Source organism: Amycolatopsis sp. NPDC114484 (assembly GCF_055633755.1).
On record NZ_JBVKDQ010000008.1, the window covers coordinates 1 to 23,728 of the forward strand.

The following is a 23,728-nucleotide window of genomic DNA, read 5'->3' on the forward strand; positions in this document are numbered from 1 at the left end:
GATGGGTCATCGAGAGGACGATCGCCTGGCTGACCGGCTACCGACGCCTCACCATCCGCTACGAACGCAAACCCAGCCACTACCTCGCCTTCCTCGCCCTCGGCGCCGCCATCACCTGCTACAAGAAACTCACCAAATGAGACATGCTCTAAGGAGGTCCGCTGTGCTTCACTCCCGGTTGCTGCAGTACATCGACGAAGTGGCGCGCCTCGGGTCCATCCGCGCGGCCGGCGCCCGGTTGCACGTCGCGCCGTCGGCGATCAACCGGCAGATCCTGCTCCTGGAAGCGGAACTCGGCCAGCCGCTGTTCGACCGGCTGCCGCGCGGGATGCGTCCGACGCCCGCCGGGGAAGCGCTTCTCGCGCACGTCCGGCGCACGCTGCAGCAGTACCGCGAGACCGTCGCGGACATCCGCGACCTGCACGCACTCGGCAGCGGCGAGGTCGTGATCGCCACGATGACCGGCCTGGCCAGCAGTGTCGTCGCCACCGCCGCGGCGGCGTTCCGGGCCCGGCATCCGCGAGTCCGGATCTCGATCCGCACGATGACGACCCCGGACATCCTGCACGCGGTCGAGGCCAGCGAAGCCGACCTCGGGCTCGGCTTCAACGTGCCGCCGTCGGCGCACATTGAGGTCTGCTGGCAGATGAACACCCGGCTCGGCGTCGTCGTCGCCCCGCACCATCCGCTCGCCGGCGCGGACCCGATCCCGCTCGCGCAGTGCCCGCCCTACCCGCTGATCTTCGCCGACCGCTCGATGGTCATCCACGGCATCGTCGCGGAAGCCTTCGCCAAGGCCGGTCTCGACATCGAACCGGCCTTCCACACCAACTCGATCGAGACGATGAAGCGGCTCGCCGCGTCCGGCGACGCCATCGCGTTCCTCAGCGAATTCGACATCGCCGAGGAGATCCGGGACGGCCGCCTCGTCTTCCGTCCGGTCCGCGACGCGTTCAGCAACAACGTCGTTTCGTTGGTACGCCGGGAAAAACACGGCCACGGCCTGGCGAGTCTGTTGCTGGCCGAGGACATCGTGGGCGCACTTACCCCCGCCCCCCGCCCCCCGTGTTCCGGCGAAAGTCCGTGAGGGGAACCCTGAGGGAATCTGATTCCCTCAGGGTTCCCCTCACGGACCTTGGCATCGCGCCGCAGGCCCGGCGGCGGGGCGAGAATTCCAGGGCGCTACCCAGAAACCACACTGGGGCAGCGAGAGGCGAGTCAGTCGGTGAGCGTGTCCGTCGGCAGCAACGCCCGCAACCGCCGGGTCGTCGCCTCGTATTCGACGTACGCGCGCGAGTTGTCCGGCCCGCCCGCCGCCATCAGTTCGTCGTGCGCGATCGCCTGCTCCGCGATCACCGACGCGAGCAGCACCAGGAACCGGGCGGAGCGTTCGGAGCGGATCGCCATCTCGGCGGAACCGGGAAGGCCGCGCTCGGCGAACCCCTCGAACGCGGCGGTGTTCTCGCGCTGTCTCTCCGCCAGCAACCGGCAGGTCGCCGATTGCTGGCGGAGGTGGTCGGCATAAGCCAACTGCGGCGAAGCGGCGTCCCCGGGTTGGCTCACGCCCGACATGATGCCCGGTCTCCGCCGCGGACATCCACTGGATCGGTTTTTAGAGCACGACCACCGTGAAGACCGCGGAGACGGCGGCGGTGAACAGGGTGGATTCGGGGTGGAAAACCCGCAGCGTCAGACTTCCGGACACGTTCAGCCGGACGCCGAGGTCGAAGTCGTTGTCCGGCGAGCACGAGGTGGAGGCGAGGTTCACCCAGACCCCGGCCCGGGTTTCCTCCTGCAGGTACAACATTCCGTCGTCGGCGGCGCGACCCGCCGGGCCGGTCGCGAAGTGCCCGTGGATCCGCAGCTGTTCTCCCTTGCGCACCTTGGACTTGACCGGTCCGGCCTTGAGGCGGACGGACTTCTTCTTCCCCGCCTGGTGCGCGGCCGGAGCACTGGCCTGCGGGACGGCCGCCTGGGCGGGCGCCGTCAGGCAGAGGCCGCTGAGAGCGAGGGACAAGGCGAGACCGGCCCATCGGGCAGGTCGCCGCATCGACGTCGTAGTCATGGACCCAGCGCAATGCACCACCGTTCGCTCCGCTGGCCAACTCCCTCGACTGTCAGGGGACAGCCGCCGGCAAGAGGGACAGCGTGACCGTCCCCAGAAGTTTCGTGACAGTGTTTTAAAACGGTGTTATGGTCACTTCCGCAACCTCAAGGAGGCGACCATGCACGGCCCAGTCCAGTTGTTCACCGTCATCGCGCTCGTATCGCTGCCCACCGTCATGTACGGCGGCTACGCGCTCAGCGGCGTCCTTCGCCGCGGTGACCTCACCGAGAAGCAGCGCGGATTCTTCCGCGCCGGACACGCACACGCCGGGGTGCTGCTCGTCCTCACGCTCGCCGCGTTGCAGCTGGTCGAGCACGGCGGGCTCGGCGACACCGCGCGCTGGATCGTCTGCTTCCTGCTGCTGTTCGGCGTGCTCGCGCAGTCCGGCGGGTTCTTCATCGCGATGCTGCGCACCCGCGTCGGCATGAGCGTCACCACCGGCGGCGCGGTGCTGCTCGGCGCGGCCATGCTGCTCACCGCCTACGGCGTCGCGTTCCCCTGACGAAATCGCTGGCGCCGGGTCGTTAAGCTTGATGACGTGCCTGAATACCTGTCGACTGCGCCTGTCAAGGGGACCCGAGACTTCCTCCCCGCCGAAATGTCCGTCCGTACGCAGGTGTTCGGCCATCTCTACGACGTGCTGGAGCGCTACGGCTACCTCCGCTACGACGGTCCGATCCTGGAGCAGGCGGAGGTCTACGAGCGGAAGTCCGGCCAGGAGATCGCCGACCAGCAGCTGTACACGCTCACCACGCGCGGCGGCGAACGGCTCGCGCTGCGCCCGGAGATGACGCCCTCGGTGGCCCGGATGATCGCCGGCCACGCGAAATCGCTGTCGTTCCCGGTGCGCTGGTACAGCCACCCGAACTGCCACCGCTACGAGCGCCCGCAGCGCGGCCGCGTCCGCGAGCACTGGCAGATCAACGCCGACATCTTCGGTTCGGAAAGCGCGAACTGCGAGATCGAGATGTTCGAGCTGATCCACGACCTGATGGGAGCGGTCGGCGCGACGCCGGACATGTTCGCGGTGCGCGTGAACGACCGGAACCTGCTGTCGTCGGCGCTGACCGATGTCGTCGGCATCTCGCCGGACCACCTGTCGCAGGTGTTCGCGCTCGTCGACCGGTGGGAGAAGACCTCGGCCGAGGAGCACGCGGCGAGCGCGGCCGAGATCGGGTTGTCTGACAAGCAGTACGAGAAGCTCGCCGAGACGCTCAGTGCCGGCCCGGCGCTGCTCGACGAGTTGCCCGCGGAGGTCAAGGCCGAGTCGAACCTGGTCAAGGTGCTCTCCAGCAGCGCGGCGAGCCTGGTCCGGTACGAGCCGCTGATCGTGCGCGGGCTGGCGTACTACACGTCGACCGTGTTCGAGGTCTTCGACACCTCGCCGCAGAACCGCCGCGCGCTGTTCGGCGGCGGCCGGTACAGCAACCTCGCCTCGATGTTCACCAAGGAGCAGATCTCCGGCATCGGGTTCGGCATGGGCGACGTGACGTTGATGGACTTCCTCGACACGCACGGCCTCACGCCGCAGCCGCGCAGCGAGGTCGACGTCACGGTCATCCCGGTCACCGAGGACCTGGCGGACCCGGCCCGCGACGTCGCGACGGCGCTGCGGAAGGCGGGCCTGCGCACGTCGACCCCGCTCGAACTGCGCAAACTGGGCAAGGAGCTCACTCGCGCGGACAAGGCGGGCGCGGTCGCGGTCGTCATCGTGGGCGAGGAAGACTGGGCGGCGGGCCGGGTGACGGTCCGGAGCCTGGCCACCCGCGAGCAGCAGCAGGTGGCGCTGGCGGACGTGCCGGCGGCGGTGCGGGCGATGGTCTCGCCTGCCTGATTTCCCTGAGGCGGGCGTCGGTCTCCGGATCGGCGCCCGCCTTCTTTGTCCGCCGAGTGGCGGATCCGGTGCGGTTTCGTCACTCACGGCAGCCGGCCGCCGATGAATCGGCCACCCGACTGGACGCTCCACAATGGACACTCAAGATCGTCGCCCCGCGTCGCGCGCCGCGGGACGATGGTCCACTGACTGGGACGGCGGCCGGGCTAAATCCAGGTTTCTCCGGCTTCTCGGGCCTGGTCGGCGCCCTCGGCGTTGAATCGAGCACGCTTGGTTGTCGTTGCGGGGTCGTCATGATCGGTTCTTTGTAGTACCCTTGCGTAGTCGAGGTTGATCGCCTTCGTTGCGAACCCTTGACTTGGCCTGTTGCCGGAGGTCGACCCCCAGGGCTTCCGGTGACAGGCCTCTTAACTTTTCTGGCGGACTTTCCCAGCGGGCTCTGGGTCCTGCTCAAGACGGCGATCGTTGCTCACATGAGCGTCGCGGCAAGGGTTCCGCCGAGTTCGGTCACCGCTTCCAGTTCGGCCTTGCCCGGTTCGCCCGTCACGAGCACCGGCTCCGCCACCCGGGTCCAGCCGAGTCCGGTCGTGATCGCGTCGAGTTGCCGCACGGTCCCGGACGTGTCGTTGTTGCCGTGCACGTACGCCCCGAACGGACGCCCTTTCGTCGCGTCCAGGCACGGGTAGTACACGGTGTCGAAGAAATGCTTCAACGCACCGCTCATGCTGCCGAGGTTCGCCGGCGTGCCCAGGAGGTAGCCGTCGGCGGCCAGCACGTCGGACACGGTCGCGCCGAGTGCGGGACGGCGGACGACGTCGACGCCTTCGATGTCGGGGTGCTTCGCGCCGGCGAGCGCGGCCTCGAACATCGCCTGCATCGACGGCGACGGCGTGTGGTGCACGATCAGCAACGTTGGCATGGTTCTCCCGTCAGCGCAGCAGTGCGGTGATCTCCTCGCGGACCGCGTCGAGGACTTCCGTCGCGCTGCGCCGCGCCTCGGCCAGTCCGCCGGTCACCGGAGCCACCACTTGCAGGTACGCCTTCAGTTTCGGTTCAGTGCCGGACGGTCGCACCACGACGCGCACGCCGTCGCCGCTCAGCCGGAGCACGTCGGCGTCCGGCAGGAGGTCTTCGAGCGTCACCGGCACCCCGCCGAGCGAGGCCGGCGGGTTCGAACGCAACGCGGCCATGAGGCGTCCGCGCACGGAAAGGTCGGTGACCCGCAACGACACTTGGTCGGTGAGGTGCACGCCGTGCCGGGTCGCGATGTCGTCGAGGACGTCCAGCAGAGTGCGGCCTTCGGCCTTGAGCGTGGCGGCCAGGTCCGCGCCCGCGACCGCGGCGGAGATGCCGTCCTTGTCGCGAACAAAGCTCGGGTTCACGCACAGCCCGAGCGCTTCCTCGTACGCGAACACCAAGCCCTCGCCGGCACGGACCAGCCACTTGAACCCGGTGAGCGTCTCCGCGTAGCGCGCGCCCTTTTCTTTCGCCACCTCGCCGAGCAACGACGAGGACACGATCGTGGTGGCCACCAACGGATCTGGATTGTCCGTTGTGGACAGAACGTGCGACCCGAGCAGGACACCGGTCTCGTCGCCGCGCAGCATCCGCCAGCCGTCGGGGCCGCGGACGCCGAGCGCGCACCGGTCGGCGTCCGGGTCGAGCGCCACCGCGAGGTCAGCGTCCACTTCGGACGCCAGTGCCAGCAGGAGGTCGGTCGCGCCGGGTTCCTCGGGGTTGGGGAACGAGACGGTGGGGAAGTCGGCGTCCGGTTCGGACTGCGCGGAAACCAGGTGCACGTCAGTGAATCCGGCCCGCGACAGCGCGGCTCGCAGGGTCTCCGCGCCGACGCCGTGCAGTGCCGTCGCGGCGATCCGCAGCTCGCGCGTCGTGCCGCGCGGCAGCGCCCCGACCGCGGAAAGGTATGCCTCGCGCGGATCGACGACCTCGGCACCGGGCTTGCGCGGAATGCTCCGGGTGGCCGGGGCCGACTGGATCGCGCGCTCGACCTCGCCGTCGGACGGCGGCACGATCTGTCCGCCGGTGGCGTCGTAGAGCTTGTACCCGTTGTCCGCGGGCGGGTTGTGCGACGCGGTGATCTGGATTCCGGCGACCGCGCCGTAGTGCGGCACCGAGAACGCCAGCACCGGCGTCGGCAACGGCTGCGGCAGCACCTTCACCGCGAATCCGGCGGCGGTCAGGACCTCGGCGGCCGCGGTGGCGAACGCTTCGGAACCGTGCCGCGCGTCCCGGCCGATCACGACCACGCCGCCCGCGTGCCCCTGCGCGGCGAGCCAAGCGGCGACGCCCGCGGTGGTCCGCGTGACGACCGCGACGTTCATGCCGTTCGGACCAGCGCGCACCGGCCCGCGCAGGCCCGCGGTCCCGAACTCCAGCGGCCCGGCCATCCGGTCGGCGATCTCCTCGGCCGCGCCGGGCTCCTTGCCCATCGCACGGGCGAGAACGGCGGTCAGCTCCTCGCGCGACGCCGGATCCGGATCGTCGGTGATCCAGCGGTAGACGGAATCGCGCAGGCGGGAATCGAGGCTGTCGGACACCCGGGCCAGCTTACGCGGATCCGGAAACCGGGTGGTGGCTGGCGATACGCTCGGGTGGTGCGCATTCTTTTCACTTCCCTCGCGTCTTACGGACACCTCTATCCGTTGCTGCCGCTCGCCGTCGCCGCGCGCGACGCCGGCCACGACGTCGTATACGCGACCGCCCCCGACTTCCATCCGACGCTCGAGAAGGCCGGCCTCGAAACCGCCGCGGCCGGGATGACCCTGCAGGAGGCGTTCGGCCACCTGTTCGCCGGAGATGCCCGCAGCCGCCACGAGATCCCGGAAGCCGAGCTGAACGAGGCGATCGGCAAGGGGTTCGGCCGGTTGCTGCCCGAGCGGTTCATGGCCGATCTCGCGCCGGTGATCGCGGAGCGGAAACCGGACCTGGTCGTGTACGAAATGGGCAATCCGGGCGGTGCGTTCGCCGCTCACCAGGCCCGGATTCCCGCGATCGGCCACGGCTTCGGCCGGGTTTCCTCCGGCGGCCCGATGGACTACATCAGCGAACAGATCGACGCGTTCGCCGCCGAACTCGGCCTCACCGGAACCAGCAGGTTTTTCTGGGGCCAGCCGTTCGTGGACATCTGCCCGTCGTCGGTGCAGGCACCGGAATTCGTCGCCGGGGCCCGGCGCGTGCCGCTGCGCCCGGTCGGCTGGAGCGAACCGGGCGAGCTGCCGTCCGGCGTCGAAGGCCGCGACCGCAGCCGCCCGCTGGTGTATCTGACGCTCGGCACCACGGGAGCGAGCCAGGCGCATCTGCTGACGTCGGCGTTGCACGGCCTGGCCTCGCTCGACGTGGACGTGCTGGTGGCGACCGGTCCGTCCGTTGACGTCGCGGCGCTCGGCGAGGTGCCGTCGAATGTGCAGCTGGAGGCGTGGGTGCCGCAGTCGAAACTGCTGCCGCACGTCGATCTGGTGGTGCACCACGGCGGAAGCGGGACCACGCTGGGCGCGTTCGCCGCGGGGGTGCCGCAGCTGGTGCTGCCGCAGGGTGCGGACCAGTTCACCAACGCCGCCGCGGTGGTCGAGGCCGGTGCGGGCGCGAAGCTCGTCGGCGACGAGCTGACGACGGACGCGGTTCGCGAGACGGCTGGCCGGTTGCTGGGAGACAGCACGGTGGCGGACGTCGTGCGCGGGCTGGCGGCGGAGGTCTCGGAGATGCCTTCGCCGGAAGAAGTGGTCGCGCAGCTGCCGCAGTACGTCTGAGCGAGTGTTGGCGCCGGTTTGTCCCCGGCGCCAACACTCAACGCAGGCTCACGCGCGGGCGACGAGTTCCTTCAGCAGCGAGCCCATCCGCGTCGCCGACTGCCGCCCGGCCTCGAGGACCTCCTCGTGGTTGAGCGGTTCGCCGGTCATGCCCGCGGCCAGGTTCGTGACCAGCGACAGCCCGAACACCTCGAGCCCGGCCGCGCGGGCGGCGATCGCCTCCAGCACGGTCGACATGCCGACCAGGTCCGCGCCCATGGTGCGCAGCATCCGGATCTCGGCGGGCGTCTCGAAGTGCGGTCCGGGCAGGCCCGCGTACACGCCCTCCTCCAGCGAATCGTCGATCTCCCGCGCCAGCTCGCGCAGCCGCTTGGCGTAGAGATCGGTGAGGTCGACGAAGTTCGCGCCGACGATCGGGGAGCGCGCGGTCAGGTTGAGGTGGTCGGAGATCAGCACCGGCTGCCCGACGCTCATGCCCTCCCGCAACCCGCCCGCCGCGTTGGTGAGCAGCACGGTCCGCGCGCCCGCCGCCGCGGCCGTGCGCACGTTCTGCACGACCGGGTCGATGCCCTTGCCCTCGTAGAAATGCGTGCGGCCGAGCAGGACCAGCGCGCGCTTGTCGCCGATCCGCAGGGACCGCACCGTGCCGCCGTGGCCGACCGCTCCGGGCGGGGTGAAGCCCGGCAGTTCGCCGAACGGGATCTCCGCGTCGGCGGTTCCGATCACGTCCGCGGCCGGACGCCAGCCCGAACCCAGCACCACGGCGATGTCGTGCTTCTCGACGCCGGTGCGCTCGGCGATGACGGCCGCGGCCGCCTCCTCCAGGTTGCTCATGCCGCCGAGCGTATCCGGGCGGCGCGCACGGCGAGGAACGCGACCAGGCCGAACGGCGACAAGAAGATCGTCAGCAGGAGCAGCGGGCTGAGCACCCACCACGGGATCCGGTGCGTGCGCGCCTCGAAGAACATCCAGCGCGCGATGAACAGATCGAACGCGATGAGGTGCGCCCAGACCAGCGCGGCCCCGTACGGCGCGCTCAGGAACCCTTGCAGCACACCGAGATCCGGCCGCTGCATGGCGTGCCACAGCTCGCCGAAATGCGGGACGGCCAGCACGAAGTACCAGACCAGCGGCAGCAGCGGCACCCACGGCGAGGCCAGGATCCGGCGGGTGCCGCGCCAGCCGGGCAGGAAGATCATCAGCGCCCAGAACGGCACCGCGACCGGGAAGGTCCAGGCGAAGACGGTCAGCTCGCTCACCGGACCGCCTTGCGGACCGGCACCATCACCGAAGCCGCGGCAGCCGCCGCGATGAGGCCGACCAGCAGACCGGCCGCGGCCAGCGTCGGGCCGCTCGGGTGGATGAGCGGTTCGCCGCGTTCGGCCTGCCACAGGATCAGCCCGACGAGCCCCGCGTAGCCGACCGAACCCGTCCACACCAGCCGCACGCGCACCGCGCTCTCGCGCAGCCGGGGGAGTCGCGTCGCGAGCACTGCGAGCCCAAACGCCAAGAGCGGCAACGCTTGCAGGGCGTGCAGGCCGATGAAGTGCGGGATGCGCAGGTCGCCGCCGGTGGTGCTCCAGCCGAGCAGCGGAAGGCCGGGGCCGCCGTCCGCGACGCCGACGCTGTGCGCGCCGATGAGGTCGGAATGTCCGGTGGCTTTGATCGTGGCCCGTTCTATCGGAGTCGGCTGGGTCATGGTCGCGCCGAGGCCGGCGCCGATCAGCGCGACGACCGCGCCGGCGCGCACCGCCCAGTACACCGCGCGGTCCTCGATCCGGGTGAACATGAGCACGACGGTGCCCACGAGCGTGGCCAGCCAGAGTCCCGCCACCATCGCGCCCATCGCCTGGAACAGCGCGGCGTCGAACGGGGACGTGTTCGCGAAGTGGCTCGGCCGGACGCGGGCCGCCTGGAAGGCCATCGCCACGTACTCGGCGGCGAACAGCACGACGGCGACGGTCGTGGCGACGCTCGCGACCTTGCGCAACCGGCCGCGCAGCAGCGAGACGAGCCAGCTCCAGGTGAAGAAGTAGAGCGCGCCGGAGACGGCGAACTTGAACAGTTTCGCCCACACCGGCGCGCCGAGCAGGGTCCGGTGGTCGATCAGCATCGCCGCGACGGACAGCACGGTCGCGACGGCCATCGCCCCGGCGAACCACAGCGACGGGCGGTGCCAGGTGCGCATCCGGGCGGTGCTCAGCGTCGCGGGCGGGTCGGTCGCGGGCGGGTCGACGGTGGTGGTCATGAGGTCCTCCCAGGATGGATAGTGATGCTCTCCACTATGGGAAGTTAAACTATCCATCCTGAGATGTCCTCAGGGTTTTTCCCGGAAGTCCGGAAGTAGGGTCGAGCGGGTGCGGATGGCAGAGCTGAGCGCCGAGTCCGGGATCCCGGTGGCGACGATCAAGTACTACCTGCGGGAGGGGCTGCTCCCGGCCGGCGAGCGGACCAGTCCGAATCAGGCTCGCTACGGCGAGGAGCACGTGCGGCGGTTGAAGCTGATCCGGGCGTTGGTCGAGGTCGGCGGGCTGTCGGTGGCGACCGTGCGGGAGGTGGTCGCGGCGGTCGATTCGGATCGGGCGGCGTACAACGTGCTGGGGGTGATGCAGCGGGCGTTGACCAGATCCGCTGTGGATGTTCCGGCCGATGATCGCGAGTGGGCGATGGGGATATTGTCCGAGTTGGCCCGGGAGCATGGGTGGAAGTTCGGGGCCGATAATCCGGTGGCGGATTTGCTGGTGGGGACTGTGTGCACTATTCGTGCGTTAGGGCATCAGGCGTTGCTGGATCAGATCGGGCGGTATGCGGAGGTCGCCGATCGGATTGCTGGGGTTGATTTGGATACTATTGACGCGGTCGGGTCTATGGATCGGATTGTTGAGGCGGCGGTGGTAGGGACTGTGCTGGGGGATCGGTTGTTCGAGGGGTTTCGGAGGTTGGCTCAGGCTGCGGAGACTGCTCGGCGGTATTCGGAGGGATAAGAGTCGCGCTGGCAGAGGGTCGTGAGGGGAACCCTGAGGGAATCAGGGTCCCTCAGGGTTCCCCTCACGAACCTTAAGAAGTTGCTGGGAAAGACAAGGTTGGTGCGATTTGGGTGAAGGTGGTGGAGGCGGTGTCTTCTTGTTCTGCTGGGACTGTTAGTGACAGGAGCCATAGGGCGTTGTCTGTTTGTTTGATCAGGGCGAATGTTGCGCGCGTGATCACGGCGTCCGGTTTGGCGGAGCGGTCTTGTGCTCGTTCGACCGAGCGGTAGGTGATTTCCAGGCCGATGGGCGTTTGAACCGGGGCTCGGGCGACGCTGAACGAATCAGGCGAATGCGAAGTCGGCAGGGCTTCTATTCCGTCGGTCAGGGAATATTTTCCGGGCGAGCTGGGGATTCGTTCCAGGCGCAGGGATTGGCGGCCGTCCTGCGAGACGTATTGGACCACCGTGGAGGTGCCGAAGGAGGATTTCCTCGACGCGATGAAGCGTTTCCATCCTTCGGGCACCGAGACGGTGTATTCGCTGTCTCGCGAGACGTTCGCTGTCGAGCTCGCGTTGCCGTGCTGGGAGACCAGCTTCAGGGGCTGCGACGAGCCGGCGACTGTGCCCAGGTTGGCCAGCACTCCGGTTTCCGGGCTTTGCGGCGGCAGCAGGTTTTGCCCGCTCACCACGCGGGCCAGCGCGAAACCGCCGCCGCAGGCCAGGGCGAACAGGACCATGGAGGCGACTGCCAGCATCGCGGTCGCCTTGCTGCTGCGGCGTGGGGGTGGCGGCGGCAGCGGGGCGGGCAGCGGTGGTGGAGCAGGCAGCGGGGGCGCGGGGGTGAAGGCGGGGGCGGCGCCGGTGTTTCCCGAGCGCATGAACGGCAGCGGGCCCGGGTCCGCTGCGAGGGCGGCGGGTTGATCCGGGGTCGAGGGCTTCGGGGCGACCGTTTTGATCACCTGGGTGTCGGTGGCGTCCAGGTGGGCGGCCGTCTTCTTGCCGTCTGGGGTGCGGAAAAGTTCTGGGCCGAACAGGTCGAGAGCGGCCTTGTTCTGCATGGGGTACAGCCGGTGGCGCACCTCGCGCAGCGAGATCCGCTTTTCCGGCTCCTTCTTCATCAACGCGGTGATGACGTCGGCCAGCGGGCCCGGCTTCGGGCGCGGGACCTTGCCGTTGACGACCTTGCCGACGGTTTCCAGCGGGTCGCCGTCCGCGTCGTACGGGGGTGCGCCTTCGACGGCGGCGAACAGCGTCGCGCCGAGGCCCCACAGGTCGGCGTTGGGGGTGACCGCGCCGCCGGAAGCGACTTCCGGCGAGATGTAGGCGGGCGAGCCGAGCATGATTCCGGTTCGCGTCATGGTGGCTTCGGAGACGTTGCGGGCGATGCCGAAGTCGGTGAGCTTGATCCGGCCGTCGCTGGCGACCAGGACGTTGCCTGGCTTCACGTCGCGGTGCGTGATGCCTGCGTCGTGGGCTGCTTCGAGCGCGGCGGCTACCGCGATGCCGACTGCTGCGGCCTGCTCGACAGTCAGCGGGCCGTGGTCGCGCAGCAGGTGCGCGAGGCTGCGCGACGGCAGCAGCTCCATCACGACGAACGGCGCGTCGTTCTCGCGGGCTACGTCGTGCAGCGTGATGACGTTCGGATGCGACAGCACGGCGATCGCGCGTGCCTCGCGCAGCGTGCGCTCACGCAGTTCGTCCGCTTGTTCCGCCGGGATGCCCGGCGGAACCTTCATCTCCTTGACCGCGACCGGGCGGTGCAGGAACTCGTCGTAGGCCGACCAGACCGTGCCCATCGAGCCCGACCCCAGAATCGACCGCAGCCGGTAGCGCCCGGCGACTACCCGCGGCTGGTCGCCGCCGGTCGACGGCTCGGCTTTCGCGGAGCCGGTGCTGTCGGTGTTGCCGGGCTGGTCCAGGTCGCTGTTCTCCGAGGGCACCCCATGATTGTGGCCCACGCCGCCGTCACTCTTCGACTCAGCACCGCTACCCCTGAGTTCACCCGTACGGGGGGCGAGCAGAGTCACAGGTGCGGCCGGTGGCCTGCCTCTACCATCACTGGGTATGACGAACGTGGCTGGTCCGGAGTCGGCGCCGACTTCCGAGCCCGGGCTCGCGCTCGCGGCGGAGTTCCCGACCGCGGACCGCGCCCAGTGGCAGGAGCTGGTGGCGGGGGTGCTGCGCAAGAGCGGCAGGCTCCCGGAGGATTTCGCGGGTGCGCCGGAGAGCAAGCTCGTCTCGCGCACCTACGACGGCATCGAGATCCAGCCGCTATACACCGCTGAGGACAACAGCGGCGACCTCGGTTTCCCGGGGCTGCCGCCGTTCGTGCGCGGTGCCCGGCCGGAGGGGGTCGTCGACACCGGGTGGGACATCCGGGTCCGTCACCAGCGGGAAGACGTCCGCGCGGCGAACGCGGCGATCCTCGCTGACCTCGAAGGCGGCGCGTCTTCGGTGTGGCTGCGGCTCGGCGAGGGTTCGCTGCCGATTTCCGCGCTCGCGGACGTGCTGAACGAGGTGTACGTCGGCCTCGCGCCGGTCGTCCTCGATGCTGGCGCGGAGTACGAAACCGCAGCTCAGGCACTGCTCGACCTCTTCGCCGAGCGCGAGGTCCCGGCCAGCGAAGCCGTCGGCACGCTCGGTGCGGACCCGCTCGGCACCACGGCGCGCACCGGGCAGGCCCTGCCTCTCGGTCCGGCCGCCGAATTGGCCGCGAAGGTTGCCCCTAAGTACCCCAAGGTCCGCACGATCGTCGTCGACGGACTGCCGTTTCACGAGGCTGGCGGCTCCGACTCGCAGGAACTCGGCGCGACGATCGCGTCCGGCGTCGCTTATCTGCGCGCGCTCACCGAGGCGGGCCTGGACGTCGCCGCGGCGGCCGCGCAGCTCGAGTTCCGGCTCGCCGCGACCGCGGACCAGTTCCTCACCATCGCCAAGTTCCGCGCCGCGCGCCGGCTGTGGGACCGGGTCCTCGAAGTCTCCGGCGCGGCTGCGGACGCGCGCGGGATGCATCAGCACGCGGTCACGTCGCCGTCGATGTTCACCCAGCGTGACCCGTGGGTGAACATGCTGCGCACCACCGTCGCCTGCTTCGCGGCGGGGGTCGGCGGCGCGGACGCGGTCACGGTGCTGCCGTTCGACGCGGCGATCGGCCTGCCGGACGCGTTTTCCTCGCGGATCGCCCGCAACACCAACGCGATCCTCATCGAAGAGTCGAAGCTGGGCAGCGTGATCGACCCGGCGGGCGGCTCCTGGTACGTCGAGAAGCTCACCGACGAACTCGCCGAAGCCGCGTGGCGCGAGTTCACCGCGATCGAGGCGGCGGGCGGCATCGAGGCCGAGCTGGCGTCCGGCGCGCTGGCTGGACGCCTCGCGCAGACCTGGGAGAAACGCGCGAGCCGCATCGCCACCCGGCGCGATCCGCTCACCGGCGTCAGCGAGTTCCCGAACCTGACCGAAAAGCCGGTCACCCGCGACCCGATTCCGTCCACTGTGGACGGCGGGTTGCCGCGGCACCGGTACGCCGAGGAGTACGAGAAGCTGCGCGACGCGTCCGACGCCTACCTCGCCGAGCACGGCGAGCGGCCGAAGGTTTTCCTGGCCACGCTGGGTCCGGTCGCCGCGCACACCGGCCGCGCGTCGTTCGCGACGAACCTGTTGCAGGCGGCCGGGATCGAGGCGGTGAACCCCGGCGCGACCGACGATCTGCCCGGCGCGTTCCGCGAGAGCGGCGCGAAGGTGGCCTGCGTCTGCGGTACTGACGCGGCGTACGAGGAGCAGGCCGCATCCGTCGCGGCTTCGCTCGGCGCCGACGGCGTGCTGTTGGCAGGCAAGGGAACCTACGACGGAATCAACGGCAATTTGTACGCCGGGTGCGACGCGCTCGAAGTCCTGACCAGCCTCCACGCACAGCTGGGAGTCTCCGCATGAGCATCCCGAATTTCGCCGACGTTCCCCTCGGCACGCCCGAGCCCGGCGACCGAGCAGCGTGGGCGCAGGCCGTACAAGACGCCACCGGCAAGGGCCCGGACGCGCTGGCCTGGGAAACCCCCGAGGGCATCGGCGTGAAGCCGGTCTACACCGCCGCCGATCTGTCCGATGTGGACTTCCTGGGCACGTACCCTGGCATCGCGCCGTACCTGCGCGGGCCGTACCCGACGATGTACGTCAACCAGCCGTGGACGATCCGCCAGTACGCCGGGTTCTCCACCGCGCAGGAGTCGAACGCCTTCTACCGCCGCAACCTCGCGGCCGGGCAGAAGGGTCTGTCGGTCGCGTTCGACCTGGCCACGCACCGCGGCTACGACTCCGACCACCCGCGCGTGTCCGGCGACGTCGGCATGGCGGGCGTGGCGATCGACTCGATCTACGACATGCGCCAGCTGTTCGACGGCATCCCGCTGGACAAGATGTCCGTCTCGATGACGATGAACGGCGCGGTGCTGCCGGTGCTCGCGCTCTACGTGGTCGCGGCCGAGGAGCAGGGGGTGAAGCCGGAGCAGCTCGCGGGGACCATCCAGAACGACATCCTCAAGGAGTTCATGGTCCGCAACACCTACATCTACCCGCCGCAGCCGTCGATGCGGATCATCTCCGACATCTTCGGCTACACCTCGCAGCACATGCCGAAGTACAACTCCATCTCGATCTCCGGCTACCACATGCAGGAGGCCGGAGCGACCGCCGACCTGGAGCTCGCGTACACGCTCGCGGACGGCGTCGAGTACATCCGCGCGGGCGTCGAAGCCGGTCTGGACGTCGACAAGTTCGCACCGCGGCTGTCGTTCTTCTGGGCCATCGGCATGAACTTCTTCATGGAGGTCGCGAAGCTGCGTGCGGCGCGACTGTTGTGGGCGAAGCTGGTGAAGCAGTTCGACCCGAAGTCTCAGAAGTCGCTGTCGCTGCGTACGCACTCGCAGACGTCCGGCTGGTCGCTTACTGCGCAGGACGTCTTCAACAACGTCACGCGTACGTGCGTCGAGGCGATGGCCGCCACCCAGGGGCACACACAGTCGTTGCACACCAACGCTCTTGACGAAGCGCTGGCACTGCCCACCGACTTCTCCGCGCGGATCGCGCGCAACACGCAGCTGTTGCTGCAACAGGAATCCGGCACCACGCGCGTCATCGACCCGTGGGGCGGCAGCGCGTTTGTCGAGAAGCTCACCTACGACCTCGCACGCAAGGCGTGGGGCCACATCACCGAAGTCGAGGGCGCGGGTGGCATGGCGCGCGCGATCGACGAAGGCATCCCGAAGCTGCGTATCGAAGAGGCGGCCGCGCGTACGCAGGCGCGCATCGACTCGGGACGACAGCCGGTCATCGGCGTGAACAAGTACCAGGTCACCGACGACGAGCAGATCGACGTGCTGAAGGTCGACAACGCGGGCGTACGCGCACAGCAGCTTGAGAAGCTGCGTCGGCTGCGCGAAGAACGCGACCCGCAGGCCACCGAGGACGCGCTGCGCCGGCTCACCGAAGGCGCGCAGAACGACGGCAATCTGCTTGAGCTGGCTATCAACGCTGCCCGCGCGAAGGCCACCGTCGGCGAGATCTCCGACGCGCTGGAGAAGAACTGGGGCCGCCACTCCGGCCAGATCCGCACGATCTCCGGCGTCTACCGGGAAGAGGTGGGGAAGTCGGACAACGTCGAGAAGGCCCGCGAACTGGTCGACAAATTCGCTGAAGAGGAAGGCCGCCGCCCGCGCATCCTCGTCGCGAAGATGGGCCAGGACGGCCACGACCGCGGCCAGAAGGTCATCGCGACCGGCTTCGCCGACCTCGGCTTCGACGTCGACGTCGGCCCGCTGTTCTCCACCCCGGCCGAGGTCGCGCGCCAGGCGTCGGAAGCCGACGTGCACGTGATCGGCGTGTCCTCGCTGGCCGCCGGGCACCTGTCGCTGGTGCCCGCGCTGCGCCACGAGCTGGCCGAACTGGGTCGCGAGGACATCATGGTCGTGGTCGGCGGCGTGATCCCGCCGCAGGACTATCCCGAGCTGCGCGAAGCGGGGGCGGCGGCGATCTTCGGCCCGGGCACGGTGCTCGCGGACGCCGCGATCGACCTGCTCCAGCAGCTGGCCGCGCAGGAGTCCTGAACCTTGCCGCGGCGGATCGACGTCGGCGAATACGCCAAGGGCGTGCTCGCGGGCGACCGGGGGACCCTGTCCAAGGCCATCACGCTGGTCGAATCGCATCGGGAGGACCACCGGCGGCAAGCCCAGGAACTGCTGGTCGAGCTGCTCCCGCACGCGGGCGGCGCGAAACGCGTCGGCATCACCGGCGTGCCTGGAGTCGGCAAGTCGACATTTATCGACCAGCTCGGCACCGACCTCACCTCGGCCGGGCACCGGGTCGCGGTGCTGGCCGTCGACCCGTCCTCGACCCGCACCGGCGGCTCGATCCTCGGCGACAAGACCCGGATGGCGCGGCTGGCGGTCGACCCGAAGGCGTTCATCCGGCCCTCGCCGACGTCCGGCACTCTCGGCGGCGTCGCCCGCGCCACCCGCGAGACGATCGTGCTGATGGAAGCGGCCGGCTTCGACGTCGTGCTGGTGGAGACGGTCGGGGTCGGGCAGTCCGAGGTGACCGTGGCGAACATGGTCGACTGCTTTCTCTTCCTGACCCTGGCGCGCACCGGCGATCAGTTGCAGGGCATCAAGAAGGGCGTGCTGGAACTCGCCGACGTCATCGCCGTGAACAAGGCCGACGGCCCGCACGAACGCGACGCCAAGCGCGCCGCGCGCGAGCTGCAAGGCGCGTTGCGGATGATCTACGGCAAGGACGCGCTCTGGACGCCGCCGGTGCTCACGTGCAGCGGACTTGAGGGCAGCGGCCTCGACGAGGTGTGGGCGGCGATCGGAAAACACCGCGAGGTGCTCACCGAATCGGGTGATCTTGGCGAACGGCGCAAACGACAGCAGGTTGACTGGACCTGGTCGATGGTCCGCGAGCAGCTGCTCGACCGGCTCACCGCGCATCCCGCCGTCCGCGCGCAAGTCGCTGACGTGGAACGAGCGGTGCGCGACGGAGAACTCACCGCGACGCTGGCCGCGCAACGGATCTTGGCCGCATTCACCGAGCCCCCTTCTTGAACGTTGTCCAAGAAGGGAAAACGCTCTGCGCACAAGTGTCTTTTGACCGTCCCAGGGGCCCATTGCGCCCGACGGTCGTCAGCACGGGGCGAGCGGACCCGGCTCCACCGCGTGGCGGCTGACGCGCCCGCGCTTCGGCGGGCACAATGCACGGTGACGGCGTAGAAGGGAAGTCATGGCGAAGGTGCGGGGACTGCTGCTGGCCGGTTTGCTCGGCGTGCTGCTCACCGGAGCGGCACCGGTGGCGGCGTCGGCGGCGACCTCGGCTCCCGCCGCGGTCACCGTGGCGGCTGAGACGGCGATCACGCAGGTGAACGCGGTCCATCAGGCACCGCCCGGGCCGGTGCTGGACCCGACGCAGACCGACAAGGCCAACGCCGACAAGACGAAGAAGAACCTCATCGCGGGCGGGGCCGCGGTGGTGCTGCTCGCCATTGTGTTCTTCGGCCGCCGTCACCGCATCAAGCGCCGCAAGGCCCAAGGCGGCTGAGCTTTCCGGCGTTCACCCACGCCGAACTTCGTCAGCCGTTCGCCGCAGATCCGCTACCGGCCGTCTGGGTCGAACGGCAGCGCCCCGCCGCTTGCCACCTGCATGGTGCACGATCGACTGCAATGCGTAAGAAAGATCGATCGGCACGGTGCGTGTTTCCCTGCGCTCGTGTTGCGGGAGGAGGTGCGGCGTGACGGTGCTGGACTCACGGCCGGACGTTCCAGGTGACCACAACCCGATCGCGGCGCCCGGCGCGCTGCTGTCCGAAGCCGGCGTCAGCATGGCTCCGGTGGAAGACCTTGGCGCGGGCCGCGGCCCGTTCTGGCTGGACGACTGGCTGCGCGCGAACGCGACCGACGTGCTCGCGTGGCGGCGGCACATCCACGCCCACCCCGAGTTGTCGCGCGACGAGTACGCGACGACCGAGCTGATCGTCTCGCTGCTGCGCCGGGTCGGGTTGAAGCCGTGGGTGCTGCCCGGCGGCACCGGCGTGGTGTGCGACATCGGCAAGGGCGAGCGCTGTGTCGCGCTGCGCGCGGACATCGACGCGCTGCCGCTGACCGAGGACACCGGCCTGCCGTATTCCTCCACCACCGAGGGCGCGGCGCACATGTGCGGCCACGACGCGCACACCGCGATCCTGCTCGGAGCCGCTCGCGCGCTCGCCGGCGCGCCCGAGCTGCCCGGCCGCGTACGGCTGATCTTCCAGCCCGCGGAGGAGGTCATGCCCGGCGGTGCGCTGGACATGATCGCCGCGGGAGCGCTGGCGGGCGTCGAGCGGATCTACGGCCTGCACTGCGACCCGCGGCTCGAAGCGGGCAAGGTCGGCACCCGGGTCGGCGCGCTGACGTCCGCCGCCGACCTGATCGAACTGCGCCTCACCTCGCCCGGCGGGCACACTTCGCGGCCGCATTTGACCGCTGACCTCGTGTACGCGCTGGGCACGGTCATCACGTCGCTGCCGTCGGTGCTGTCCCGGCGCGTCGACCCGCGGTCCGGCACGGTGCTGGTGTGGGGCGCGGTGCACGCCGGACAGGCCGCGAACGCGGTGCCGCAGGACGGCGTCCTGCGCGGCACGCTGCGGACCGCCGAGCACGAGGTGTGGAAGTCGCTGGAGCCGCTCGTGGCGTCTTCGGTGGAATCGCTGCTGGCCCCGACCGGCGTCGGCTTCTCGCTCGACTACCGGCGCGGCGTGCCGCCCGTGGTCTCCGACGCGGAGTCGACCGCGCTGATGCGCGCCGGCGTCGAGGCGGCGGTCGGCGAAACGGGGCTCGCCGGGACGGAACAGTCGTCCGGCGGCGAGGACTTCGGCTGGTACCTGGAGCACGTCGGCGGGGCCTTCGCCCGGCTCGGCGTGTGGTCCGGTCCGCCCGCTCCGCAGGCCGACATCCACCGTCCGACGTTCGTTCTCGACGAGCGCGCGCTGCTCGTCGGAGTGCGCACTTTGGTGCACACCGCACTGGCCTCGCTGGCCTGAGTTATCCACAGGCTTCGCGCCGATGTGGATAACTCAGGCGGGTGAGAGGTACCCCTCGTGCGGGGGTGTCAGCGGGGAGTCACGCACTGTGGTCTAGACCGCCGGTGCCCTTGCCGCCGACCGTTTACCGAGAGTCATTTCGGACTTTTGTGCTGCCCGGGATCGACGGTTGGCCTTTGGCTGCCTCTGGCGGATTTCGTGTTGCGCGGCAACGGCTTCAACGAAATCTGTGGCCGTCCGGGCTGATTCTCTGTCCTGAATTGTGCCGCCACTTTTCGTGACGCGCTGCGATTTTTCCTGCGCTCTGCGGTGCCGGATGCCCGTGTGGGTGAGCCCCTGCCGTGTGGTATTGGGCGGCTGTCCGGCCGGGCTGCGGATCGTCCGGAGACGCAGAGTTATCCACAGGGTGGTGTCGTTGGGGACAACCTCGGGCCTCGGCTGGGGACGGTCCGGCCTGGCTGTGGATGACTCGGAAAACGAGCGTTCCGGGCTGCCGTCGCGAGGCTGGGCCAGTGCCGGAAGCGCGGGTTGGTTCGCCTCTCGAACGGCTGAAAGGCCGTGAGGGGAACCCTGGGGGAATCAGAGTCCGCGAGGGTGGCCCTCACGGACCGTCAAGACAGTGAGCGTCAGCCGCTGATCCCGGTGCACGGCCGAGTGCGCAGATCGTCTACGTAATCCACCGGTGCACCGGCCGCTTCCGCGGCGTCCGCGAGCACCCCGAGATACCGCGCCGAGGGCAGCCCGCCCTCGTAGGCGTCCAGGACGTAGAGCCAGGCCAGCACCGACCCGTCCATGGTCTGCACCCGCAGCCGGATCTTCGTGTGCATCCCCAGCTCGCCGCCTTCCCAGCGGTCGAGGCGTTCCTCGTCGAGCGGGGTCACGTCGTAGGTCACCACGAACACCCGCGACGACGGGTCTTCGACGATGGTGGCCAGCGCGCCTTCCCACCCGATGTCCTCGCCGCCGAAGGTCAGCCGCCAGCCTTCCAGCCAGCCGGTTCCCGCCATGGGCGAGTGCGGGGCGCGCTCCAGCATCTGGGCGGGCTCCATGTTGGATCCGTAAGCGGCATACAACGGCACGCGGCACAGCCTAGCGACCCATGTCCGCCGCGAATGGATGCACATGCCGTGTCCGGGCACTTCGTTTGCCGGTCAGGTTCGCCGCGTAGGGTCAGGACCACCGCCAAGCACGCGTACATAGGAGGACCCAGGTGACCAGGATCGTGATCATGGGTGGCGGCCCGGCGGGCTACGAAGCCGCCTTGGTCGCGGCGCAGCACGGCGCCGACGTGACGATCGTCGAGCGGGACGGCCTGGGCGGCGCCTGTGTCCTCTACGACTGCGTGCCCTCGAAGACGTTCATCGCCTCGTCCGGCGCGCTCGCGAAGATGCACGACCTCGGCGAGCTCGGCATCAACACCGACCTCGCGGACACCACCGTCGACCTGCCGACTGTGCACGGCCGGGTGAAAGGCCTCGCGCTCGCGCAGTCGGCCGACATCCGCGCCCGCGTGCAGCGTGAGGGCGTTCGCGTGATCACCGCCGAAGCCCGCTTCGCCGACGACGAGCCGGGTCTGGCCACCCACACGGTGGAAATCAAGCACGCCGACGGGAAGGTGGAATCGCTGTCCGCCGACGTCGTGCTGATCGCCACCGGGGCCACCCCGCGCGTGCTGCCCGGCGCGGTGCCGGACGGCGAGCGGATCCTGGACTGGCGTCAGCTGTACGACCTGACTGAGCTGCCCGAGCACCTCGCGGTGATCGGATCCGGCGTCACCGGGGCCGAATTCGCCTCCGCGTACACCGAGATGGGCGTGAAGGTCACTGTCGTGTCCAGCCGCGACCGCGTGCTGCCGCACGAGGACGCCGACGCCGCCGCGGTGCTCGAAGAGGTCTTCACTCAGCGCGGCACCACGGTGGCCAAGCAGGCCCGTGCGGAACGCGTCGAGCGCACCGAGAAGGGCGTCAAAGTTCACCTGGCCGACGGTCGCGTGATCGAGGCGAGCCACGCGCTGATGACCGTCGGGTCCATTCCGAACACCGCGGACATCGGCCTCGACCGCGTCGGCATCGAGCCCGGCCCCGGCGGTTTCATCGCGGTGGACCGGGTGTCGCGCACGAGCGTCCCCGGTGTCTACGCGGCGGGCGACTGCACCGGCGTGCTGATGCTCGCGTCCGTGGCGAGCATGCAGGGCCGCATCGCGATGTGGCACGCGCTGGGCGAGGGCGTCGCGCCGATCAAGCTCAAGACCGTCGCGGCGAACGTCTTCACGCACCCGGAAATCGCCACCGTCGGCATCAGCCAGCAGGCGATCGACTCCGGCGAGGTCCCGGCGCGCACGATCATGCTGCCGCTGGCCACCAACGCGCGCGCGAAGATGGAAGGCCTGCGCCGCGGTTTCGTGAAGCTGTTCTGCCGTCCCGCCACCGGCGTGGTGGTCGGCGGCGTGGTGGTCGCGCCGTCGGCGAGCGAGCTGATCCTGCCGATCGCGCTGGCCGTGCAGAACCAGCTGACGGTGGACCACCTCGCGCTGACCTTCTCGGTGTACCCGTCGCTGTCCGGATCGATCACCGAAGCGGGCCGTCAGCTCATGCGGCACGACGATCTGGACTGATTTCTCCCCTCCGGGCAACCCCGTGCCGCACACCGCGTCTAGCGGGGTGAAGACGTGTGGCACGGGGAAGGAACGAGGGTGCGCAAGAGCGCGATTTTCGCGGTGGCGGCGGCGATCGGACTGGCCGGGACAGCGGTTCCGGCGGTGGCGGCGGACGGTCCGGCTCCCGATCCGGTGACTGTGCAGCTGAACCAGGACACCGCGGTGCTGCACGGCCAAGTCAACGCCTACCAGCGCGGCTCCGAGCCGAACATGGCGTTCGCCTACTGCCCCGGGGCCAAAGCCGGTGCGGCGACGTTCAGTTCGCCCGCGCTGAAGTTCTCTCAGTACTTCTACGGCGAGATGGTCGGGGTGAAGGCCACGATGAGCGCGCAGGCGAACCTGGCGCCCGGCACCAAACCCGGCAGCTATCCGCTCACCGTCATGTGCGGCGGGAAGTCGTACAACGCGACGTTCACCGTGCCCGCCGCGCAGGTGTCGCGAGTGCCCAAGGGCGCGGCGAAAGCGGGCGACGGAAGCCTCGCCAGCTAATCGTCCACCCTTCGAAAACCGCCGGAAAATTGTTTCCGGCGGTTTTTTCGTTCCCGGGGCAACCCCGCGACGGGTGGAGACGTCTTGGTTGTTGTCGGAACGAAAACGCCTGAGCCGCAGGGGGAACTGCTGGCTGGGCGCGGATTCGCCGCCGCCCGCACGCGGCGGGAATCGCATTTTTCATCAAGGGGAGTGTCATGAAGCGTACCGTTGTTTTCTCCGCCCTGGTCGCCGCCGGAATGCTTTCGGCCGCGCCTGCCTTCGCCGCCGAGGCGCCCACCACGCCGCCCGCGACGAGCACCGCCGCGCCGTCTTCGTCTCCCGCTGCGGAGGAGCCGACGGACGACAACGCCGGCGTGCCCAAGGCGTTCATCCGGGTGCTGCCGTCCTCCGGCCACGCTGGGGACCGCGTCACGGTGCGCGTCGGCTGCGAGGCCTCGGAAATCAAGAACCTGAACTCGGCGGCGCTGCAGTTCGGCAAGCTGCACCCGGTCGGTGCGCAGAACGACCCGTCGAAGGCACCGGTCTCGCAGGGTGCCGCGACCGTCCGCACGGGGGTGAAGGCCGGTGTGTACCAGGTGGCGTTCTCCTGCGGCAGCGCGGACCTCAGCACGAAGTTCACCGTGATGGGCGCGAAGCCCGCTCCGAAGCCGACGACTCCCGCGCCGAAGCAGGTCAGCAAGGTCCCGTCCGGCGCGCCGCAGACCGGTGGCACGGACGGTCCGGTGGTGGACAGCCAGTCGAACCTCGGCCTGCCGATCGCGGCCGGCGCGATGGGCGTGCTCGCGCTCGGCGGCACCGGGTTCGTGGTGGCGCGTCGTCGCCAGCGTGGCTGACTAGTCTCCTGGG

General features: G+C 69.6%; 22 protein-coding genes and 1 pseudogene. 14 read left to right on the forward strand and 9 right to left on the reverse strand.

All coding sequences use genetic code 11. The annotated features are described in order from the left end of the window. A pseudogene (locus ACZ7SW_RS20430) lies at window positions 1-140 on the forward strand (IS5/IS1182 family transposase); the annotation flags it as partial. 23 nt (window positions 141-163) lie between these two features. Further along, entirely contained in the window at window positions 164-1,087 is a 924-nt protein-coding gene (locus ACZ7SW_RS20435; protein WP_470232002.1) for a LysR family transcriptional regulator, read from the forward strand. A 131-nt stretch (window positions 1,088-1,218) separates the two neighbouring features. On the opposite strand, the gene ACZ7SW_RS20440 is transcribed toward ACZ7SW_RS20435, so the two are convergent. Both ACZ7SW_RS20440 and ACZ7SW_RS20445 read right to left on the reverse strand, forming a co-directional pair. Next, window positions 1,219-1,572 carry a hypothetical protein gene (locus ACZ7SW_RS20440; RefSeq protein WP_470232003.1) on the reverse strand — a complete coding sequence of 118 codons (354 nt, stop codon included), beginning with the start codon at window positions 1,570-1,572 and terminating at the stop codon, window positions 1,219-1,221. A gap of 40 nt (window positions 1,573-1,612) precedes the next feature. Beyond that, window positions 1,613-2,065 carry a hypothetical protein gene (locus ACZ7SW_RS20445; RefSeq protein ID WP_470232004.1) on the reverse strand — a complete coding sequence of 151 codons (453 nt, stop codon included), beginning with the start codon at window positions 2,063-2,065 and terminating at the stop codon, window positions 1,613-1,615. A 160-nt stretch (window positions 2,066-2,225) separates the two neighbouring features. On the opposite strand from ACZ7SW_RS20445, the gene ACZ7SW_RS20450 reads away from it, so the two are divergent. Beyond that, window positions 2,226-2,609 (forward strand): hypothetical protein, encoded by a 384-nt coding sequence (locus ACZ7SW_RS20450; RefSeq protein WP_470232005.1) that lies wholly within the window; start codon window positions 2,226-2,228, stop codon window positions 2,607-2,609. Between the two features lie 36 nt (window positions 2,610-2,645). Then, window positions 2,646-3,941: a histidine--tRNA ligase gene (hisS, locus tag ACZ7SW_RS20455; protein WP_470232006.1), complete on the forward strand. Its 1,296-nt coding sequence runs from the start codon at window positions 2,646-2,648 to the stop codon at window positions 3,939-3,941. 469 nt (window positions 3,942-4,410) lie between these two features. On the opposite strand, the gene ACZ7SW_RS20460 is transcribed toward hisS, so the two are convergent. Both ACZ7SW_RS20460 and ACZ7SW_RS20465 read right to left on the reverse strand, forming a co-directional pair. Then, complete coding sequence (locus ACZ7SW_RS20460; RefSeq protein ID WP_470232007.1) at window positions 4,411-4,860, reverse strand: flavodoxin family protein; 450 nt, start codon at window positions 4,858-4,860, stop codon at window positions 4,411-4,413. 10 nt (window positions 4,861-4,870) lie between these two features. Next, complete coding sequence (locus ACZ7SW_RS20465; protein ID WP_470232008.1) at window positions 4,871-6,499, reverse strand: phospho-sugar mutase; 1,629 nt, start codon at window positions 6,497-6,499, stop codon at window positions 4,871-4,873. A gap of 57 nt (window positions 6,500-6,556) precedes the next feature. Here ACZ7SW_RS20465 and ACZ7SW_RS20470 point away from each other — a divergent pair, with 57 nt between their 5' ends. Beyond that, entirely contained in the window at window positions 6,557-7,708 is a 1,152-nt protein-coding gene (locus tag ACZ7SW_RS20470) for a glycosyltransferase (protein WP_470232009.1), read from the forward strand. Window positions 7,709-7,756: 48 nt separating this feature from the next. Here ACZ7SW_RS20470 and ACZ7SW_RS20475 read toward each other — a convergent pair whose 3' ends face one another. The 3 genes from ACZ7SW_RS20475 to ACZ7SW_RS20485 are packed head-to-tail and all read right to left on the reverse strand — an operon-like array spanning window position 7,757 to window position 9,956. Further along, on the reverse strand, window positions 7,757-8,542 hold the full coding sequence (locus ACZ7SW_RS20475) for a purine-nucleoside phosphorylase (protein ID WP_470232010.1): 786 nt from the start codon (window positions 8,540-8,542) through the stop codon (window positions 7,757-7,759). Then, complete coding sequence (locus ACZ7SW_RS20480; protein WP_470232011.1) at window positions 8,539-8,967, reverse strand: ABA4-like family protein; 429 nt, start codon at window positions 8,965-8,967, stop codon at window positions 8,539-8,541. The genes ACZ7SW_RS20475 and ACZ7SW_RS20480 overlap by 4 nt, the downstream gene beginning before the upstream one ends. Continuing rightward, the gene (locus tag ACZ7SW_RS20485) at window positions 8,964-9,956 is read right to left on the reverse strand and encodes a hypothetical protein (RefSeq protein ID WP_470232012.1); all 993 of its coding nucleotides are present in this window, start codon (window positions 9,954-9,956) and stop codon (window positions 8,964-8,966) included. The genes ACZ7SW_RS20480 and ACZ7SW_RS20485 overlap by 4 nt, the downstream gene beginning before the upstream one ends. 115 nt (window positions 9,957-10,071) lie before the next feature. On the opposite strand from ACZ7SW_RS20485, the gene ACZ7SW_RS20490 reads away from it, so the two are divergent. Further along, complete coding sequence (locus tag ACZ7SW_RS20490; protein WP_470232312.1) at window positions 10,072-10,692, forward strand: MerR family transcriptional regulator; 621 nt, start codon at window positions 10,072-10,074, stop codon at window positions 10,690-10,692. Window positions 10,693-10,765: 73 nt separating this feature from the next. Here the strand turns inward: ACZ7SW_RS20490 and ACZ7SW_RS20495 are convergent, their stop codons facing one another. Further along, the gene (locus tag ACZ7SW_RS20495) at window positions 10,766-12,616 is read right to left on the reverse strand and encodes a serine/threonine-protein kinase (protein ID WP_470232013.1); all 1,851 of its coding nucleotides are present in this window, start codon (window positions 12,614-12,616) and stop codon (window positions 10,766-10,768) included. A gap of 124 nt (window positions 12,617-12,740) precedes the next feature. Here ACZ7SW_RS20495 and ACZ7SW_RS20500 point away from each other — a divergent pair, with 124 nt between their 5' ends. The 5 genes from ACZ7SW_RS20500 (at window position 12,741) to ACZ7SW_RS20520 (ending at window position 19,734) form a co-directional block, all read left to right on the forward strand. Further along, window positions 12,741-14,606, forward strand: coding sequence for a methylmalonyl-CoA mutase family protein (locus ACZ7SW_RS20500; RefSeq protein ID WP_470232014.1), 1,866 nt, complete (start codon window positions 12,741-12,743; stop codon window positions 14,604-14,606). After that, window positions 14,603-16,771, forward strand: coding sequence for a methylmalonyl-CoA mutase (gene scpA / locus ACZ7SW_RS20505; RefSeq protein WP_470232015.1), 2,169 nt, complete (start codon window positions 14,603-14,605; stop codon window positions 16,769-16,771). Before ACZ7SW_RS20500 ends, scpA begins: the two co-directional genes overlap by 4 nt. Before the next feature lie 3 nt (window positions 16,772-16,774). Beyond that, window positions 16,775-17,767, forward strand: a complete 993-nt coding sequence (gene meaB, locus ACZ7SW_RS20510; RefSeq protein ID WP_470232016.1) for a methylmalonyl Co-A mutase-associated GTPase MeaB — start codon at window positions 16,775-16,777, stop codon at window positions 17,765-17,767. Window positions 17,768-17,942: 175 nt separating this feature from the next. After that, complete coding sequence (locus ACZ7SW_RS20515) at window positions 17,943-18,257, forward strand: hypothetical protein (protein ID WP_470232017.1); 315 nt, start codon at window positions 17,943-17,945, stop codon at window positions 18,255-18,257. 190 nt (window positions 18,258-18,447) lie between these two features. Continuing rightward, window positions 18,448-19,734: an amidohydrolase gene (locus ACZ7SW_RS20520; RefSeq protein ID WP_470232018.1), complete on the forward strand. Its 1,287-nt coding sequence runs from the start codon at window positions 18,448-18,450 to the stop codon at window positions 19,732-19,734. Between the two features lie 626 nt (window positions 19,735-20,360). On the opposite strand, the gene ACZ7SW_RS20525 is transcribed toward ACZ7SW_RS20520, so the two are convergent. Continuing rightward, entirely contained in the window at window positions 20,361-20,813 is a 453-nt protein-coding gene (locus ACZ7SW_RS20525; protein ID WP_470232019.1) for a gamma-glutamylcyclotransferase family protein, read from the reverse strand. 131 nt (window positions 20,814-20,944) lie between these two features. On the opposite strand from ACZ7SW_RS20525, the gene ACZ7SW_RS20530 reads away from it, so the two are divergent. From ACZ7SW_RS20530 to ACZ7SW_RS20540, 3 genes are all read left to right on the forward strand, one after another. Then, window positions 20,945-22,348 (forward strand): NAD(P)H-quinone dehydrogenase, encoded by a 1,404-nt coding sequence (locus tag ACZ7SW_RS20530; RefSeq protein WP_470232020.1) that lies wholly within the window; start codon window positions 20,945-20,947, stop codon window positions 22,346-22,348. 78 nt (window positions 22,349-22,426) lie between these two features. Continuing rightward, complete coding sequence (locus tag ACZ7SW_RS20535; protein ID WP_470232021.1) at window positions 22,427-22,879, forward strand: hypothetical protein; 453 nt, start codon at window positions 22,427-22,429, stop codon at window positions 22,877-22,879. 197 nt (window positions 22,880-23,076) lie between these two features. Continuing rightward, complete coding sequence (locus ACZ7SW_RS20540) at window positions 23,077-23,715, forward strand: hypothetical protein (protein WP_470232022.1); 639 nt, start codon at window positions 23,077-23,079, stop codon at window positions 23,713-23,715. Window positions 23,716-23,728: the final 13 nt, after the last annotated feature.

What these genes read in the sequence shown, in the direction of transcription:
- ACZ7SW_RS20475 (WP_470232010.1), bottom strand. Translation starts at nt 8,542, where the DNA reads ATGAGCAACCTGGAGGAGGCGGCCGCGGCCGTCATCGCCGAGCGCACC.
- ACZ7SW_RS20540 (WP_470232022.1), top strand. Translation starts at nt 23,077, where the DNA reads ATGAAGCGTACCGTTGTTTTCTCCGCCCTGGTCGCCGCCGGAATGCTT.
- ACZ7SW_RS20500 (WP_470232014.1), top strand. Translation starts at nt 12,741, where the DNA reads ATGACGAACGTGGCTGGTCCGGAGTCGGCGCCGACTTCCGAGCCCGGG.
- scpA (WP_470232015.1), top strand. Translation starts at nt 14,603, where the DNA reads ATGAGCATCCCGAATTTCGCCGACGTTCCCCTCGGCACGCCCGAGCCC.
- ACZ7SW_RS20485 (WP_470232012.1), bottom strand. Translation starts at nt 9,956, where the DNA reads ATGACCACCACCGTCGACCCGCCCGCGACCGACCCGCCCGCGACGCTG.
- ACZ7SW_RS20445 (WP_470232004.1), bottom strand. Translation starts at nt 2,065, where the DNA reads ATGACTACGACGTCGATGCGGCGACCTGCCCGATGGGCCGGTCTCGCC.
- ACZ7SW_RS20450 (WP_470232005.1), top strand. Translation starts at nt 2,226, where the DNA reads ATGCACGGCCCAGTCCAGTTGTTCACCGTCATCGCGCTCGTATCGCTG.
- ACZ7SW_RS20490 (WP_470232312.1), top strand. Translation starts at nt 10,072, where the DNA reads ATGGCAGAGCTGAGCGCCGAGTCCGGGATCCCGGTGGCGACGATCAAG.
- ACZ7SW_RS20515 (WP_470232017.1), top strand. Translation starts at nt 17,943, where the DNA reads ATGGCGAAGGTGCGGGGACTGCTGCTGGCCGGTTTGCTCGGCGTGCTG.
- ACZ7SW_RS20460 (WP_470232007.1), bottom strand. Translation starts at nt 4,860, where the DNA reads ATGCCAACGTTGCTGATCGTGCACCACACGCCGTCGCCGTCGATGCAG.
- ACZ7SW_RS20440 (WP_470232003.1), bottom strand. Translation starts at nt 1,572, where the DNA reads ATGTCGGGCGTGAGCCAACCCGGGGACGCCGCTTCGCCGCAGTTGGCT.